The following is a 15809-nucleotide window of genomic DNA, read 5'->3' on the forward strand; positions in this document are numbered from 1 at the left end:
GGCCGCAGCTGCCCGCACCGGCCGCAGCTGCCCGGCGGGCGCGCTCAGTGGGCGAGGCGCGGGACCGTCCGCGGGCGCAACACGAACCACAGGGAACACACCGATGCGAGCGCGGTCCCGAGCATGACCGCGGCCATCGGCACCGCGGTCGAGACCCCGAGCATCCCGACGACCGGCGAGACGAGACCCGCGAGCCCGTAGTTGCCCGCCCCGAGGAGGGACGCCGCCGTGCCCGCTTCGTGCGGATGCGCGTTGAGCGCGATCACCTGCACGGAGGGGAAGGTGAATCCGCACGCCGCGATGAAGAACCAGAGCGGCACGATCACGCCCCAGAGCCCGGCGTCGACGAGGCCGAGCACGAGCATCAGGGTCGCGAACACGGCGAGCGCGGCGGTCGAGCAGGCCAGGATCCACTGCGGGGCGACGTTGTGGCGGTGCATCAGCCGGGAGCTCGTCTGCACCCCGACGACGATGCCGAGGGAGTTCGCCGCGAACAGCACCCCGTATTGCTGCGGCGTGAACGCGTAGACCTGCTGGAACAGGAACGACGACGCAGACAGGTAGGAGAACAGCCCGGTGAAGGTCATCGCGCCGACGATCGCGACCCCGACGAAGGTGCGGTCGCCGAGCACCGCCCGGTAACGCTGGCCGAGGGTGCTGTGCCCGGCGTGGTGGCGCTCGTTCACCGGCCGGGTCTCGACGATCCAGATGGCGACCGCGGCGATCACGACAGCGCCGTACCCGGCGAGAACGATGAAGATGCCGCGCCAGTTCATCACGAGCAGCAGCTGCGAGCCGAGAACAGGCGCGACCACGGGCGCGAGTCCGCTGATCAGGGCCAGTCGGGACAGCATCCGCACGAGCGGCTTGCCGCCGAACAGGTCGCGCACCATGGCGAGGGCGACGACGACGCCCGCCGCGGCGCCGAAGCCCATCAGCACGCGGAAGACACCGAGCCAGACGATGTCGGGCGAGAGCGCGGCGCCGACGCTGCTCGCAATGTGGAAGCCGGCCGCGAGCATGAGCGGTAGTCGGCGGCCGACCTTGTCGCTCCACGGCCCGACGATGAGCTGGCCGAGCCCGAACCCGACCATGGTGCCGGTCAGGGTGAGCTGGATGGCGGCCGCCGAGACGCCGAGCTCGCTCTGCAGTGTCGGGAACGCGGGAAGGTACAGGTCGATCGTGAACGGGCCGAGCGCCGTGAGCGCGCCGAGAATGAGTACGTAGACGAGCCGCTGCCCGCGGGACAGCGCATCACCCGGGTGCCTCCCGGTCGCCCGCAGGTCTGCGGCGGTGATCACGGTCAGTGATTCGGTGGTCAGGGCGGGGTCCTTTGCTCGGTTTCCCGCGAGTCAGGATGCCGCGGGCCGGGTCCGGCTGCATCGAGAGTCCCCAGGGTGCCAGGTCGCACCTGCGTCCAGCCTACGTCGCGCCCGGCGCGGGCCGCGCGGTTCAGGCCGCGTCGAGCGTCCCGAGCGACCGCGGCCGCACGAGGGTCCACAGCACGACGATCGAGACAACGGCCGTCACGCCCATGACCGCGGACATCGGCACGGCGGTGCCCACCCCGAGCAGTCCGACGATCGGGGAGATCAGCCCCGCGACCCCGAAGTTGGCCGCGCCGAGCAGCGACGCGGCGGTCCCGGCCTCGTGACCGTGCGCATCCAGCGCGATCACCTGCGCCGACGGGAAGGTGAAGCCGCACGCGGCGATGAACACCCAGAGCGGAACGAGGGTGCCCCAGAGGCCGGCGCCGGCGCGGTCGAGCACGAGGATCGCCATCGCCGCCGTGAGCAGCACGATCGTCGATACGGCGATGATCCACTGCGGGGCGACGTTGAAACGGTGCATCAGCACAGAGGAGAGCTGCACGCCCGCGACGATGCCGAGGGAGTTCACCGCGAACAGCACGCCGTACTGCTGCGGGCTGAACGCGTACACCTGCTGGAACAGGAATGGCGAGGCGGAGAGGTAGGAGAACAGCCCGGTGAAGGTCATCGCCCCGATGATCGCGACCCCGACGAAGGTACGGTCGCCGAGCACGGCCCGGTAGCGCTGGGCGAGCGTGTTGTGCCCTGAGGCGTGGCGTTCCAGCGTCGGGAGGGTTTCGACGATCAGGAACGCGACCGCAACCACGACGACGACGCCGTAGCCGGCGAGCACCCAGAAGATGCCGCGCCAGCTCATCACGAGGAGGAGCTGCGACCCGATCACCGGGGCGAGCACGGGGGCGAGCCCGCTGACCAGGGCGAGCCGGGACAGCATCCGCACGAGCGGCTTGCCGCCGAACAGGTCACGCACCATCGCGAGGGCGACGACCGCGCCCGCCGCCGCGCCGAAGCCCATCAGCACCCGGAAGACGCCGAGCCAGACGATGTCCTGGGACAGTGCGGCGCCGACGCTGGCAAGGATATGGAACCCGGTCGCGAGGAGCAGAGGCAGGCGCCGACCGACCCGGTCGCTCCACGGCCCGACGACGAGCTGGCCGAAGCCGAAGCCGATCATGGTCCCGGTCAGGGTGAGCTGGATGGCCGCAGCGGAGACGCCGAGTTCGCTCTCGAGCGTGGGGAACGCGGGCAGGTAGAGGTCGATCGTGAACGGGCCGAGCGCGGTGAGGGCTCCGAGCACGAGCACGTAGACCAGGCGCTGCGGCCGGGTCAGGGCATCTCCGGGATGCCGGACGACGGAAATGGGGGCGGTGGCGGTGCTCACGGCGGACGTGTCCTCACTGTGGGTGCTGGGGGCTGGCGCTGGGACGCATGCTGGGTGCAGGCCGGACGGTCACCGCGCCCGTCGTGCGCCCGGGTGCACACGACGAAAGACACTCTCGCCCACTGGTGCCAAGGCGGGCGCCCCTCCGGCTATTCCCGCCGGACCGCGACACGCCGGACGGATCAGTCGGAGACGCCGAACCCGTTCGGGTCGGCGAGGATGCCCTCGAAGGCGAGCTCCGCTGCACCGATCATCAACAGGTTCGATCCCAGTTCCGCCGCGGTGATCCGCACGCTCCCGAAGGAGGACGGCAGCGACCAGGTACCGACGGCCGCGCGGAGGCGTTCGGGATCCGCGTTGAAGAGCGCGCCGAGGAAGCCGCCGAGTACGACGAGCTGCGGGTTGAGGATGTTGATCGCCCCGCCGAGCGCGACCGCGAGAAAGTCGAGCTGGCGGTGCACCTCGGCCTGGACCTCGGCGGATTCCGTCGAGAGCAGGGCGCGTTCGAGTTCGTCGGCGTCCGCGCCGGAGCCGGAGAGTCCGAGCACCGCGAGCAGTTCCTCCCGGCTCACTTCGGCCTCGAGCGTTCCCGTGATCCCCGCGGAGTCGACGCGGGAGCTTCCGCTCACGCGGGTGTGGCCGAACTCGCCCGCATAGCCGGCGACGCCGCCGACGGGCAGGCCGCCGACGATCATGCCGCCGCCGATGCCGCTTGCCCCGCCGTTCAGGTAGATCAGGTCGGTGATGCCCTTGCCCGCGCCGAAGTAGCGTTCGGCGAGCGCCCCGAGGCTCGCGTCGTTCGCGGCCACGACGGGAAACCCGGTGGCCTGCTCGAGCATGTCCGTGAGCGGTTCGTCGACCCAGCCGAGGTGCGGGGCGAGCCGGACGAGCCCGTCGTGGGCGCGCACGAGGCCCGGAACGGCGACACCGATGCCGACGACCCGGAACCGGGCCTCGAGCTCGCCGCGCATCCCGTCGATGACGGCTGCGGCGATGTTGACGGCCTCCGTCGGGCTCGGGGTGTGCTCGGTCGGGTAGCGGATGCGGCGGTGCACGGTGCCGTCGAGGCCCACGATTCCGATCGTGACCGCGTCGATCTCGGGGTTCACGGCGAGGGCGACGACCGCGGCGGCCACGTGCACGATGGGGCTCGGCCGGCCGACCTGGTTCGTCGAGTCCGGGTCCCGCTCCCCCGCGAGGCCGAGCTGGGCGAGCTCGCCGACGAGGGCGGCGATGGTCGACCGGTTCAGCCCGGTGAGGCGGGTCAGCTGGGCGCGGGAGGTGGGCCCGTTGCGGTGGACGAGGCGCAGAATGACCGACAGGTTGTGCCGACGGATGTCGTCGTGGTTGTTGCCCTGCACCTGGTACTCCTCCGTCCGCGCGTGTTGCACAAGGCTACCGCCCGCGCCCCGGGGTCAGCGTCCTCCGCTGCGCCGCTTGTTGAAGATGTCGAACGCGACCGCGAGCAGGAGGACGAGACCCTTGATGGCCATCTGCCACGCGGCATCCACCGAGAGGATCGACAGTCCCATGTTCAGGACACCCATCACGAGGCCACCGACGATGGCTCCGACGACCGTTCCCACGCCGCCCTGAACGGCTGCGCCGCCGATGAAGACCGCGGCGATGGCGTCCAGTTCGTAGTTCTGCCCTGCCGAAGCCACGGCGCCGCCTGCGCGGGCCGTGCTGTCCACGCCGGCGAGTCCGGCGAGCACGCCCATGTTGACGAAGACGTAGAAGTTGACCCACTTGGTCTTCACGCCGCTCATCATGGCGGCGAAGAGGTTGCCGCCGATCGCGTAGACGTGACGGCCGAAGACCGTCTGGTTCAGCATGAACGTGTAGCCGAGAATCAGGACGGCGAGGATGATCAGGATGATCGGGGTGCCGCGGTAGCCGGAGAGAAGCCAGGCCAGCCACATGATCGCGACGACCGCAATGCCGGACTTGACGGCCATCTGCACGACGGATTCCATGGGCAGCTCGAGGCGCCGCAGGGTCGCACGGGTGCGCAGCTGCTGCGCGACGAGGGCGATGCAGGTGATGGCGCCGAGGGCGAGAGTCAGGGTGTCCCGTCCGCCGAGCTCACCCAGCACTCCGGGCAACCAACCTGCGCCGATCGCCGTGAAGGAGTCCGGCAGCCCGCTGATTGTGCCACCGGTCAGCAGGACGAGCGTGAGGCCGCGGAAGATCAGCATGCCGGCGAGGGTCACGATGAAGGCGGGGATGCCGACGAAGGCGATCCAGAAGCCCTGCCAGGCGCCCACGACCGCACCCACGACGAGGGCGAGCAACACGGCCGCCCACCACGGGAAGCCCCATTGGTTCGTCGCGATGGCCGAGACCGCACCGACCATGGCGACGACGGAGCCGACCGAGAGGTCGATGTGGCCGGCGATGATCACGACGACCATGCCGATCGCGAGGATCAACACGTAGGCGTTCTGCTGGATGAGGTTGTTCACGTTGCCGGGCAGCAGCAGCCGGCCCTTCGTGAGCACTTCGAACAGAACGATGATGACGACGAGCGCGGCGAGAATGCCGTACTGGCGGAAGTTGATGGCCAGCCGGGGCTTGCGCGTGGCTGGGGTGGTGGTGGTCATTGCGGTCTAGTCCTTTCCCGCAGTCATGAGGTGCATGAGGCTTTCCTGGGTGGCATCCTTCGCGGCGACTTCGCCGGTGATGCGACCCTCGGAGATCGCGTAGATGCGATCGGAGATGCCGAGAAGCTCCGGTAGTTCGGAGGAGATGACGACGACGGCCTTTCCTGCCGCGGCGAGCTCGTTGATGATGCCGTAGATCTCGTACTTGGCGCCGACGTCGATGCCTCTGGTCGGTTCGTCGAGGAAGAGCACGTCGGGGCCGGTGAAGACCCACTTCGACAGCACGACCTTCTGCTGGTTGCCGCCGGAGAGCTGGCCGGTGATCGACGAGACGCTCGGCGCCTTGATGTTCATCCGCCTGCGGTAGTCGTCCGCGACCTTGTACTCGCGGTGGCGGTCGATCACGCCGAACCGGGCGAGGGTCGCCAGCGCCGCCGCCGAGACGTTCACGGTGATGTCGCCGATCAGGTTGAGCCCGTATTTCTTGCGGTCCTCCGTCGCGTACGCGATTCCGTTGCGGATGGCTTCGTCGACCGTGCGCACCGAGATCTCGGTGCCGTTCTTGAAGACCCGGCCGGTGATGTTGGTGCCGTACGAGCGTCCGAAGATGCTCATGGCCAGTTCGGTGCGGCCCGCGCCCATCAGCCCGGCGAAGCCGACGACCTCGCCCGCGTGCACGGTGAACGAGGCGTTGTCGACGATCTTCCTGCCGATGTCCACCGGGTGGTACGCGTTCCAGTCCTCGACCCGGAGGATCTCTGCGCCGATCTTCGGGTCCCTGGGCGGGAACATGCTGTTGAGGTCGCGGCCGACCATCGAGCGGATGATGCGGGCCTGGGTCGCGTCGGGACCGTGCATGTCGATCGTCTCGATCGTCTTGCCGTCCCGGATCACGGTCACCGTGTCCGCGATCCGGCGGATCTCCTTGAGCTTGTGGGAGATGATGATGCTCGTGATGCCCTGGCCCCGCAGGTGCTCGATCAGGTCGAGCAGGTGGTCGGAGTCTTCGTCGTTGAGAGCCGCGGTCGGCTCGTCGAGGATCAGGAGCTTGACCCGCTTCGACAACGCCTTGGCGATCTCCACGAGCTGCTGCTTGCCGACGCCCAGCTCGAGCACCTTCGTGGCCGGGTTCTCGTCGAGACCGACCCGGGCGAGCAGGCTCGCGGCCTCGAGGTTGGTCTTGTTCCAGTCGATGACGCCGCGGGTGGCGTTCTCGTTGCCGAGGAAGATGTTCTCCGCGATCGAGAGGTACGGGCTGAGCGCGAGTTCCTGGTGGATGATGACGATCCCGACCGCTTCGCTGTCGTTGATCGATCTGAACTGGGCCTCTTCCCCCTCGAATTCGATCGTGCCGTCGTAGCTGCCGTGCGGGTAGACGCCGCTCAGCACCTTCATCAGCGTCGACTTGCCTGCGCCGTTCTCACCGCAGATGCCGTGCACCTTGCCGCGCTCGACTTCGAGGGTGACTGAGTCGAGGGCTTTGACCCCGCTGAAGTCTTTCCCGATGTCGATCATCCGAAGAATCGGACCGTTCATGTGTGTCGCTCCTGTCAGCGAATACGTCGTTCGGGTGCGTACCGACCACGGTGGTGGCGAAGCCCAGGGCCCCGCCACCACCGCAGTCGGTACGGAATTCGGTTTCTTCGGTACGGCTTAGAGGCCGACGTCCGATGCCTTGATGAACCCGGAATCGATGAGCTTCGTCTGCACGAGGTCCTTCGTGACGACCTCAGGGGCCAGCAGGTAAGACGGGACGACCTTCTTGCCGTTGTCGTACGTCTTGGTGTCGTTCACCTCGACCGTTGTGCCGGCCGCGATCGACTGGATCATCGTGAAGACCTGGGCGCCCAGGGTACGGGTGTCCTTCCAGACGGTCATCGACTGGGTGCCCGCGAGGATGGCCTTGACGTTCGCCTTGTCCGCGTCCTGGCCCGTGATGATCGGGTAGTCGGTGCCTGCGGTGTAGCCGGCCGACTTCAGGGAGGCTTCGATGCCGACCGCGAGGCTGTCGTTCGGGGAGAGCACGACGTTGACCTTGGCGCCGTTGCCGTAGAACGAGGAGAGCCGGTTGTCCATCTCGGCCTGTGCCTTGTCGGACGCCCAGCCCTGGATTCCGATCGTGGTCCACGCGTCGTTCGTCTTCGGAGCCTTGCCGCTCGGGACGACCAGCTGGCCGCTCGTCACGTAGGGCAGGAGCACGTCCCATGCGCCGGAGAAGAAGAACTTGGCGTTGTTGTCGTCGGGGCTGCCGGCGAAGGGCTCGAGGTTGAACGGACCCTTGCCGTCCTTGAGGCCGAGTTCCTTCTCGATGAACTGCCCCTGGAGCTGGCCGACCTTGTAGTTGTCGAACGTCGCGTAGTAGTCGACGTCGGCGGTCCCGTTGATCAGGCGGTCGTAGGCGATGACCGTGGCGTCCTGCTTCTTCGCGTCGGCGAGTGCCGGTGCGAGTACCTTGCCGTCGATCGCTGCGACGACGAGGATCTTGGCCCCGCCGGCGACCTGGTTCTGGATCTGGCTGATCTGCTGGTCGGTCTTGTTGTCGGCGTACTGAAGGTCGACGGTGCAGCCGGCCCCTTCGAGCTTGGTCTTGAGGCCTTCGCCGTCGTTGATCCAGCGCTCGAGGCTTCTCGTGGGCATCGAGATGCCGACGTTGCAGTCCGCGATTGCTGCCGTGGTGCTTCCGGTCCCTGATGTGGTGGCCGTTGAACACGCCGCGAGCGAGAGCGCAACGGCCCCCGTAGCGACAATCGTGAACAGCCTCTTGGTTTTCGTCATGATCTGCTTTCTGCTCTGAATGCTGTGATCGCACGAGGAGGCGGCAGGAAAACCACCATTACCCCCTTGTAACGCTGTCATCAACATGGCGACACGCGCTTATGTTGACGCATCCAACATATAACAGGATTCGGCCCCGAGTCACCCCCTCTTTTGGGCCAGGGGCGCAGATCTGGCAATTACAACGTGAGAATTCAGGGCCGGAACCGAATTTGTTGCACCAAACCGCAAAACCGTGCGCGTGCACGGTTTTCCCGGCGCGCCAGAGTGACCCTTCCGGTCGAGAGCGACCGCGGAAACGGGCACTCTCGACCGGAAAGGTAGCGGGATCAGGCGGCGGGATCAGCCTCCGGGGATCAGGCGGCGGGGATGATTCCCGTGGCGACGAGCTTCGCGTACCAGAGGGCACTGTCCTTGGGGGTGCGCACCTCGGTGTCGTAGTCCACGTAGACGATGCCGAACCGCATCGAGTAGCCATAGGCCCACTCGAAGTTGTCCATGAACGACCAGACCTGGTACCCGCGCAGGTCGACGCCGCGCGCGAGGGCCCGGTGTGCGGCGGTGAAGTGCCGCTGCAGGTAGTCGGTGCGCAGCGGGTCGTGCACGGCGGGGCCGTCCGCTTCCTGCACGAGGGTGTCCGGAAAGGCTGCGCCGTTCTCGGTGATCATGAGCGGCTGGTCCGGGAATTCCTCGCTGAGCGACACGAGCAGTTCCTCGAGGCCCGCGGGCTCGATGTTCCAGCCCATATCGGTGTACGGGCCGGCCTGCTGCACGAATTCGACCCGGTCGGCGCCGGGCCAGGGAGAGCCGGCGGCGTCCTTGTGGCCGTCGGCGCTCTGGCGCGGGGCCTCGCCGTCCCAGAGCCGCACTCGCGTGGTCGAGTAGTAGTTGACGCCGAGCACGTCGATCGGCTGGTGGATGATCTCGGTGTCGCCGGGCCGCACGAAGGACCAGTCGGTGATCACTGCGGTGTCGGCGAGGACATCCGCCGGGTACTCGCCCTTCAGCAACGGGCCGAGGAAGACCCGGTTGCCGAGGCCGTCGATCTGCCGAACGGCCTCTGGCCCACCGGGGCCCTCGCCTCGCACGACGTGCAGGTTGAGCGTGATCGAGAAGTCCGGGTCGTTCGTGACGACCTTCCGGAGTTCCATGATCGCGAGCCCGTGCGCGAGGTTGAGGTGGTGGACCGCGGTCAACGCCTCCGCACCGTCGGTTCGACCGGGCGCGTGCGCCCCGGAGCCGTAGCCCAGGTACGCGGAGCACCACGGCTCGTTGAGCGTCGTCCAGGTGTCGATCCGGTCGCCGAGAGCCGCGCCCATGATCCGCGCGTACTCGGCGAACGCGTACGCGGTCTCGCGGTTGGTCCAGCCGCCCTCGTCCTCCAGGGCCTGCGGGAGGTCCCAGTGGTAGAGCGTCGCGATCGGACGAATGCCGCGCTCGAGCAGCCCGTCGACGAGCCGCTCGTAGAACGCGAGGCCCTTCTCGTTGACCGGGCCGCGGCCGGTGGGCTGGATCCGGGACCACGAGATCGAGAACCGGTACGCGTGCAGGCCCAGCCGCTGCATCAGGTCGAGGTCTTCCTCGAGGTGGTGATAGTGGTCGCTCGCCTTGTCGCCGGTGTCACCGTTCAGGATCGCGCCGGGCGTGTGGCTGAAGGTGTCCCAGATCGACGGGCCGCGGCCATCCTCATCGAAGGCACCCTCGATCTGGTACGCGGCCGTCGCCGAACCGAACACGAATCCGGCGGGGAACTCCAGCCCCGAGTCGCGGTAGTCCGGGTTGCCCTGGCGGGAATCGGTCATGAGAGGGTGGCCTTTCGATTCGCGGATGCTGAGGTGTCGCCTCCCGCGCGCCTGGCGCGGAACGCGGCGTCCGAGTCACTCTGCACCGTGACCCCGTCGCCGTCTTCCACAATCGTAAAGGTCACGACGGAATCGCCGAGCGGATCCGACACGAGCACGGTCCTGGTGGCGTCGCCGCCGGGATAGACCGTGATCAGGACGTCATCGGTGTAGTCGTAGTCCGGCCGGTCGTCCCTGGCGCCCGTCGCGAGCACAGCACCCTCCCGCACCCACAACGGAATGCTGTCGAACGTGTGGGTCTCGCGGCGCCAGGCCGGTCCGGCCGCGGTCTCGCCGGTCAGGTAGTTCGTCCACGTCCCGGCGGGGAGGTAGTACGACACGTCGCCGGCCTCGCTGAAGACGGGAGCGACGAGCAGGTCGTGGCCGAGCAGGTACTGGCGGTCGAGATAGTCGACCGCGGGGTCGCCGGCGAATTCGATCTGCATCGGTCGCATGAAGGGGATGCCGGTGCGGTGCGCCTCGAGGCCGACCTGGTACAGGTAGGGCATCAGCGAGAGCTTGAGCTTCGTGAAGCGACGGGTGACGTCGACGGCGCTCTGGCCCGGTTCCTCCGTGCCGTCGTCGAAGAGCCACGGCACCCGGTAGCTCGTGGAGCCGTGCAGGCGGGAGTGGCTCGACATCAGGCCGAAGGCGAGCCAGCGCTTGAGCACGGCCGCATTGGGCATGCCCTCGAAGCCGCCGATGTCGTGGCTCCAGAACCCGAAGCCCGAGAGGGCGAGCGAGAGCCCGCCGCGCAGCGTCTCCGCCATCGACTCGTAGCTCGAGGAGTTGTCCCCGCCCCAGTGCACCGGCTGCTTCTGGCCGCCGACGGTCGCGGAGCGCGCGAACAGAACGGCGTCGCCGACGCCGTGGTGCTCCTGGAGCACCTCGAACACGGCGGCGTTGTAGAGCTGGGTGTACCAGTTGTGCATCCGCTCCGGGCTTGAACCGTCGTGCCAGACCACGTCGAGCGGGATCCGCTCGCCGAAGTCGGTCTTGATGGCGTCGACGCCCTGGTCGAGCAGGTGCCGCAGCTTGCCCTGGAACCAGGTGACGGCATCCGGGTTGGTGAAGTCGACGAGGCCCATGCCTGCCTGCCAGAAGTCCCACTGCCAGACGGAGCCGTCAACCCTCTTCACGAGGTAGCCGGCCGCCTGGGCCTCGGCGAAGATCGGGGCGCGCTGGGCGATGTACGGGTTGATCCAGGCGCTCACGTGCAGGTTCTTGCCGTGCAGGCGGGCGAGCATCCCCTCGGGGTCCGGGAACACCCGCGGGTCCCACTCGAAGTCGGTCCAGTTGAATTCGCGCATCCAGAAGCAGTCGAAGTGGAAGACCGAGAGCGGCAGGTCGCGTTCGGCCATGCCGTCGATGAAGGAGTTGACCGTCGCCTCGTCGTACTGGGTCGTGAACGAGGTCGACAACCAGAGGCCGTACGACCAGGCCGGTACCTGGGCCGGGCGCCCGGTCAGCTCCGTGTAGCGGCCGAGCACGTCCTTGGGCGTCGGCCCGTAGATCACGAAGTATTCGAGGTACTCTCCGGCGACGGAGAACTGCACCTGTTCGACCGACTCGGTGCCGACCTCGAAGGAGACGTGCTCTGCGTGGTTGACGAGCACGCCGTAGCCCCGGTTGGTGAGGTAGAACGGGATGTTCTTGTAGGACTGCTCGCTCGAGGTGCCGCCGTCGGCGTTCCAGATGTCGATGGTCTGGCCGTTCTTCACGAGAGGGCCGAAGCGTTCGCCGAGACCGTAGACGAGTTCGCCGACGCCGAGCCCGAGCCGCGCGTGCACGTAAGCGGATGCGGCGGCGAGCCCGGTCTCCGTGACGCCGGAGACCCCGGTGGGTTCCGCCGCGATCGGCGCGCCGTCGGCGAGCTGCAGGTAGCCGATCGATTTCGGCCCGCTCTCGGTCAGGGTGCGCCCGTCGGCCTCGAAGCGGAGGCTCCAGGGGCTCCCCCTGTCGATGCGCGCGGTCAGGGGGCCGCTCGTGACCGTCCCACCGTCCGCGTCGACGGACACGATGCCGCTGCCGGTGACGGCGCCGTCGAGCTCGAACCCGGGCTCCGTGGCTCCGCCGGTGTTCTTGGCCACCCGCACCCGGATCACGCCGGGCAGCGGGGAGGACAGCGTCACCGAGAGCAGGGCACGGTTGAGCACGTCGCCGCGGTGGGCGATGACCTTGGTGGGGGCGTCGATCCGCAGTGCGTCGCCGTCACCCGTCGCGCAGGGCACGACCTCGAGGTCGTACGCCTCCTGCGCATAGAGCGGCGTGACGCCGGGTCGCACGTGCCAGAATCCATCGGTGAACTTCATTACTTGACTGCTCCTGCGGTAATGCCACGCGTCAGCGTGCGCTGGAAGATGAGGAAGAAGACGAGCGTCGGCAGCAGGCCGAGCAATGCGGATGCGCTCGTGGTGGTGACGTCCATCAGGCGATCGCCCTGCAGCACGCTGATCGCGACCGGGACCGTCTGGTTCGCGTTGCTGACCAGGAACGTCAACGGGATCAGGAATTCGTTCCAGGTCCAGATGAAGAAGAAGATCAGGAGCACCGCGAGGGTCGACCGGCTGATCGGGTAGACGACGCGCCAGAGGATCTGCCAGCGGCTCGCGCCGTCGAGGGAGGCCGCCTCGAGGAGTTCCTTCGGGAAGGTTCCGTAGACGCTCGACAGCAGGTAGGTGCCGAAGGCGCTCTGGATGACCGTGAAGATGATGATGACGGCCCAGATGTTGTCGTAGAGGCCGACCTGCTTGAACATGAAGTAGAGCGGGTAGAGCAGGGCCTCCTGCGGCACCATGTTGGCGAGCAGGATGAGGACGACGATCCAGGTCCGACCGCGGATGCGGCCGATCCCGATCGCGTAGGCGTTGAACATCGACAGCAGCACGGCGGCCACGGCGACGACACTCGAGATGACGACGCTGTTCCAGAGCTTCTCCGGGAAGTTGACCCTGGTCCAGAAGTTGATGATGCCGTCGAAGTAGAGGTTGCTCGGCAGGGCAAGGGGGCCGGAGCTGTTGTAGTCGGCCGGAGACTTGAAGGAGTTGATCACGATCATCACGAACGGGATCGCGATGAACAGGCCGATGATGATGGCGATGAACAGGATGACCCAGTCGCCGGTGGTCTTGCGGGTGTGCACCTTGGGCAGCTTGAGCGGCTTGGGTTCCGGGGCGCCGGAATCGCGGCGGGGACGGATCTTGTCGGTCAGGGTAGTCATGGCTAGCGCTCCTCGTCCTGGCGCTCGAGCCGGGTCTGGAAAGTGATGAAGATGATCGCGACGATGGCGACCACGACGGTCAGGGCCGTTGCGATCGTTGCGCCGTAGCCGACCTGCTGGTTCTGGAAGAACTCGCTGTAGGAGTAGTAGCTCGGCACCATGGTCGATGTGCCCGGCCCGCCGCGGGTCAGGGCGTAGATCGGGCCGAACACCTTGAGGGCTGCGATCGTGCAGGTCAGAGTCACGACGAAGATCTCCGGGCGGATGATGCCGACGGTGATGGCGCGGAACCGCTGGAACCAGTTGGCGCCGTCGAGCTCCGCAGCCTCGTAGAGTTCCGGGTCGACGCGCTGGAGTGCGGCCATGAAGATCACGATCGGGTAGCCGAGCTGGACCCAGATCATGATGACCATGATGCAGGCCATCGCGGTGTCCGGGCTGCCGAGCCAGTTGTGTTCGAGGCCGCTGAGTCCGATGGCGCCGAGCACCTGGTTGAGGGCACCGTTCTCCGGGCGGAGGATCCAGCCGATCACGATCGCCGCGATCACGGTCGGCAGGATCTGCGGGAGGTAGTAGGTGGCGCGGAGGAAGCTTGCGATCTTGCCGCCGAACTTCTTGCCGACGAGGTCGAAGAGCATGGCCGCGAGCACGAGGCCGAGCAGGGTTGGGACGACGACCATGGCCACGATCATGGCGATCGAGTTCCCGAACGAGGTCCAGAACACGTCGTCGCCGAAGAGCTTGGTCCAGTTGTCCAGGCCGATCCAGACCGGAGGCTTGATACCGCGGTACTTGGTGAAGGTCAGGAAGAAGTTCCAGCCCAGCGGAACCAGGACGATGATGGTGAGCAGGAGCAGGCCCGGCACGAGGTAGAGCCAGAAACCCTTGCCGCCCGCACCGGGGATGAGGCTCTGCACGGGTGCGCGGCGAACGCGCTTGCCCGCAGGCTTGCCCGGCCGGGGCGGGTGCGATTCGGTTGTCTCAGTGGCCAGCGGGGCTGTCATAACCATCGCCTTGCCTTTCTTCAGTTCAGGGGTCTGCCGCGCAGCCACGACGCCGGGCCTGCGCGGCAGGAAGAGGGGGGTGCGGGTCGCGCCGGGGAGGCGCGACCCGCGGCGGACTACTTCTTGATGTCCTTGATGCCGTCGTTGTATTCGGTGCCGAGTTCGGTCAGGACGTCCTTGGACGACTTGGTGCCGTTCATGAGCTCCTGCAGGCCGGCGTTCAGCTGGTCGTAGAAGGTCGGGGTGGGCCAGTCGGGGTAGAAGCCGATGCCGTCGCGCGCGGTGAGCGTGTTGAAGTTGGCAATCAGTTCCTGGCTCTTCGGGTCCGTGATGTCCGAGGCGTTCGCGGCGACGGGGACGCCACCGTTATTGCCGATCAGGGCCTGGATCTCCGGGCGCATCGTGATGTCGATGAATGCGGCGGCGAGGTCCTTGTTCTTGGCCTTCTCGGGGACGACCCACATGTTTCCGCTGGATCCGGGAGACATCGTGGCGCCGGGGTAGAGGAAGGTGCCGAAATCGAAGCCCTTGATCTCTGTCGTGAAGCGGTTGTACCACCAGCTGCCGGAGAAGAAGATCGGGTTCGTCCCAGCGATGAACGCGGTGCCGGCATCCTCTGCCTTGGTCCCGGTGGCGTCTTTGGAGATGTAGCCCTTGTCGGTCCAGTCCTTGATGGTGTTGGTCGCGTAGGTCAGTTCCTTGCCCTGCCAGTCGACGTCACCGGTGTAGAGCTGGTAGTCGTTGACGAAGCTGCGGTCTGCCTTGGTCAGCGCAAGCTGGTACCAGAGCTGGCCGAGCGGGTACTCGGCTGCCGACTCCGCCAGCGGGGTGATCCCGGCGTCCTTGAAGGTTTTCAGTGCGGCTTCGAACTCGGCCTGCGTGGTCGGGATCGCGACGTTGTACTTCGCGAACATGTCCTTGTTGTAATAGGCCTCGACGAATTCGCCGTAGTTCGGAACGCCGTACCAGGAGCCGGAGCCCATGATGCCGTTTTCGTCATACTTGGCGGTGGTCTGCAGGGAGGGGGCGAGCTTCGCGTCCCAGCCGTACTGGCTGACGTAGTCGTCGAGGTTGCTGAGCAGCCCCTGGCTTGCGAGCAGGCCGGCGGTGGCGTTGCCCTTGTTGTACTCGAGGATGTCGGGGGCCTGGTCGGAGTTGAGGACCTGGCTCGCGGTCGAACGGATCTGCTCGAAGCTCTTCGCTTCGAACTTCACCTTCGCGCCGGTCTCCTTCTCGAAGACCTTGATCGCCTCGTTCCAGGCGATTCCCATCGCACTGGTATCGGACTCGAAGTCCCAGAGCGTCAGGGTCTTCCCCGTGCCGTCGACGGGGCCAGCCGAGCTGGCGCTCGTGGATCCGCCGGTTGAACCGCTTGCGCAGCCGGTCAAGAGTGCCGCTGCTGCCGTCATTGCGACGACAGCGAGGGCGCGCTTTCCTAATCTCACTTTCTACCTCCTTGTAGTGGCGACACCGATTCCTGTCGCCGATGACGACCCGAGCGCGAGCGAATCGAAACGCTTCGATAATTGCTGTGCTTATCGCCCGCCGAAACGCTTCGACAGTGGGTCGCTTTGAAGCATAGGGGCCTGCGGATGCGGGCACAAGTTGTTTGTTGATATTCGCAACATATCCGCGTCGCGCGAGCATCCGGCCC

General features: G+C 67.0%; 11 protein-coding genes. All 11 read right to left on the reverse strand.

Annotated features, from left to right (window positions below; genetic code table 11):
- Positions 1–44: 44 nt before the first annotated feature.
- Positions 45–1301, reverse strand: a complete 1257-nt coding sequence (locus tag RHM57_RS14860) for a multidrug effflux MFS transporter (protein ID WP_241975172.1) — start codon at positions 1299–1301, stop codon at positions 45–47.
- Between the two features lie 151 nt (positions 1302–1452).
- Positions 1453–2712: a multidrug effflux MFS transporter gene (locus RHM57_RS14865; RefSeq protein WP_241984983.1), complete on the reverse strand. Its 1260-nt coding sequence runs from the start codon at positions 2710–2712 to the stop codon at positions 1453–1455.
- A 182-nt stretch (positions 2713–2894) separates the two neighbouring features.
- Complete coding sequence (locus RHM57_RS14870) at positions 2895–4073, reverse strand: ROK family transcriptional regulator (RefSeq protein ID WP_134561659.1); 1179 nt, start codon at positions 4071–4073, stop codon at positions 2895–2897.
- 54 nt (positions 4074–4127) lie between these two features.
- Positions 4128–5315, reverse strand: a complete 1188-nt coding sequence (gene mmsB / locus RHM57_RS14875; RefSeq protein ID WP_134558033.1) for a multiple monosaccharide ABC transporter permease — start codon at positions 5313–5315, stop codon at positions 4128–4130.
- 6 nt (positions 5316–5321) lie between these two features.
- Entirely contained in the window at positions 5322–6851 is a 1530-nt protein-coding gene (mmsA, locus tag RHM57_RS14880; RefSeq protein ID WP_322188488.1) for a multiple monosaccharide ABC transporter ATP-binding protein, read from the reverse strand.
- Between the two features lie 117 nt (positions 6852–6968).
- On the reverse strand, positions 6969–8090 hold the full coding sequence (gene chvE / locus RHM57_RS14885; RefSeq protein WP_134446856.1) for a multiple monosaccharide ABC transporter substrate-binding protein: 1122 nt from the start codon (positions 8088–8090) through the stop codon (positions 6969–6971).
- 356 nt (positions 8091–8446) lie between these two features.
- Positions 8447–9892, reverse strand: coding sequence for a GH1 family beta-glucosidase (locus tag RHM57_RS14890; RefSeq protein ID WP_322188490.1), 1446 nt, complete (start codon positions 9890–9892; stop codon positions 8447–8449).
- Positions 9889–12243: an alpha-xylosidase gene (yicI, locus tag RHM57_RS14895; protein ID WP_322188492.1), complete on the reverse strand. Its 2355-nt coding sequence runs from the start codon at positions 12241–12243 to the stop codon at positions 9889–9891. Before yicI ends, RHM57_RS14890 begins: the two co-directional genes overlap by 4 nt.
- The gene (locus RHM57_RS14900) at positions 12243–13151 is read right to left on the reverse strand and encodes a carbohydrate ABC transporter permease (protein WP_134446850.1); all 909 of its coding nucleotides are present in this window, start codon (positions 13149–13151) and stop codon (positions 12243–12245) included. The genes yicI and RHM57_RS14900 overlap by 1 nt, the downstream gene beginning before the upstream one ends.
- Positions 13152–13153: 2 nt before the next feature.
- Complete coding sequence (locus tag RHM57_RS14905; protein WP_134446848.1) at positions 13154–14155, reverse strand: carbohydrate ABC transporter permease; 1002 nt, start codon at positions 14153–14155, stop codon at positions 13154–13156.
- Between the two features lie 116 nt (positions 14156–14271).
- Positions 14272–15564, reverse strand: coding sequence for an extracellular solute-binding protein (locus tag RHM57_RS14910; RefSeq protein WP_134446913.1), 1293 nt, complete (start codon positions 15562–15564; stop codon positions 14272–14274).
- Positions 15565–15809 lie beyond the last annotated feature (245 nt).

The sequence above is a fragment of the Cryobacterium sp. 10S3 genome, assembly GCF_034344045.1.
Taxonomy (GTDB): domain Bacteria; phylum Actinomycetota; class Actinomycetes; order Actinomycetales; family Microbacteriaceae; genus Cryobacterium; species Cryobacterium glucosi.

Bases quoted from the DNA above. Each gene is read 5' to 3' on its own strand.
- yicI (WP_322188492.1), bottom strand. From the start codon at position 12,243: ATGAAGTTCACCGATGGATTCTGGCACGTGCGACCCGGCGTCACGCCG.
- chvE (WP_134446856.1), bottom strand. From the start codon at position 8,090: ATGACGAAAACCAAGAGGCTGTTCACGATTGTCGCTACGGGGGCCGTT.
- mmsB (WP_134558033.1), bottom strand. From the start codon at position 5,315: ATGACCACCACCACCCCAGCCACGCGCAAGCCCCGGCTGGCCATCAAC.
- RHM57_RS14900 (WP_134446850.1), bottom strand. From the start codon at position 13,151: ATGACTACCCTGACCGACAAGATCCGTCCCCGCCGCGATTCCGGCGCC.
- mmsA (WP_322188488.1), bottom strand. From the start codon at position 6,851: ATGAACGGTCCGATTCTTCGGATGATCGACATCGGGAAAGACTTCAGC.
- RHM57_RS14905 (WP_134446848.1), bottom strand. From the start codon at position 14,155: ATGACAGCCCCGCTGGCCACTGAGACAACCGAATCGCACCCGCCCCGG.
- RHM57_RS14910 (WP_134446913.1), bottom strand. From the start codon at position 15,564: ATGACGGCAGCAGCGGCACTCTTGACCGGCTGCGCAAGCGGTTCAACC.
- RHM57_RS14890 (WP_322188490.1), bottom strand. From the start codon at position 9,892: ATGACCGATTCCCGCCAGGGCAACCCGGACTACCGCGACTCGGGGCTG.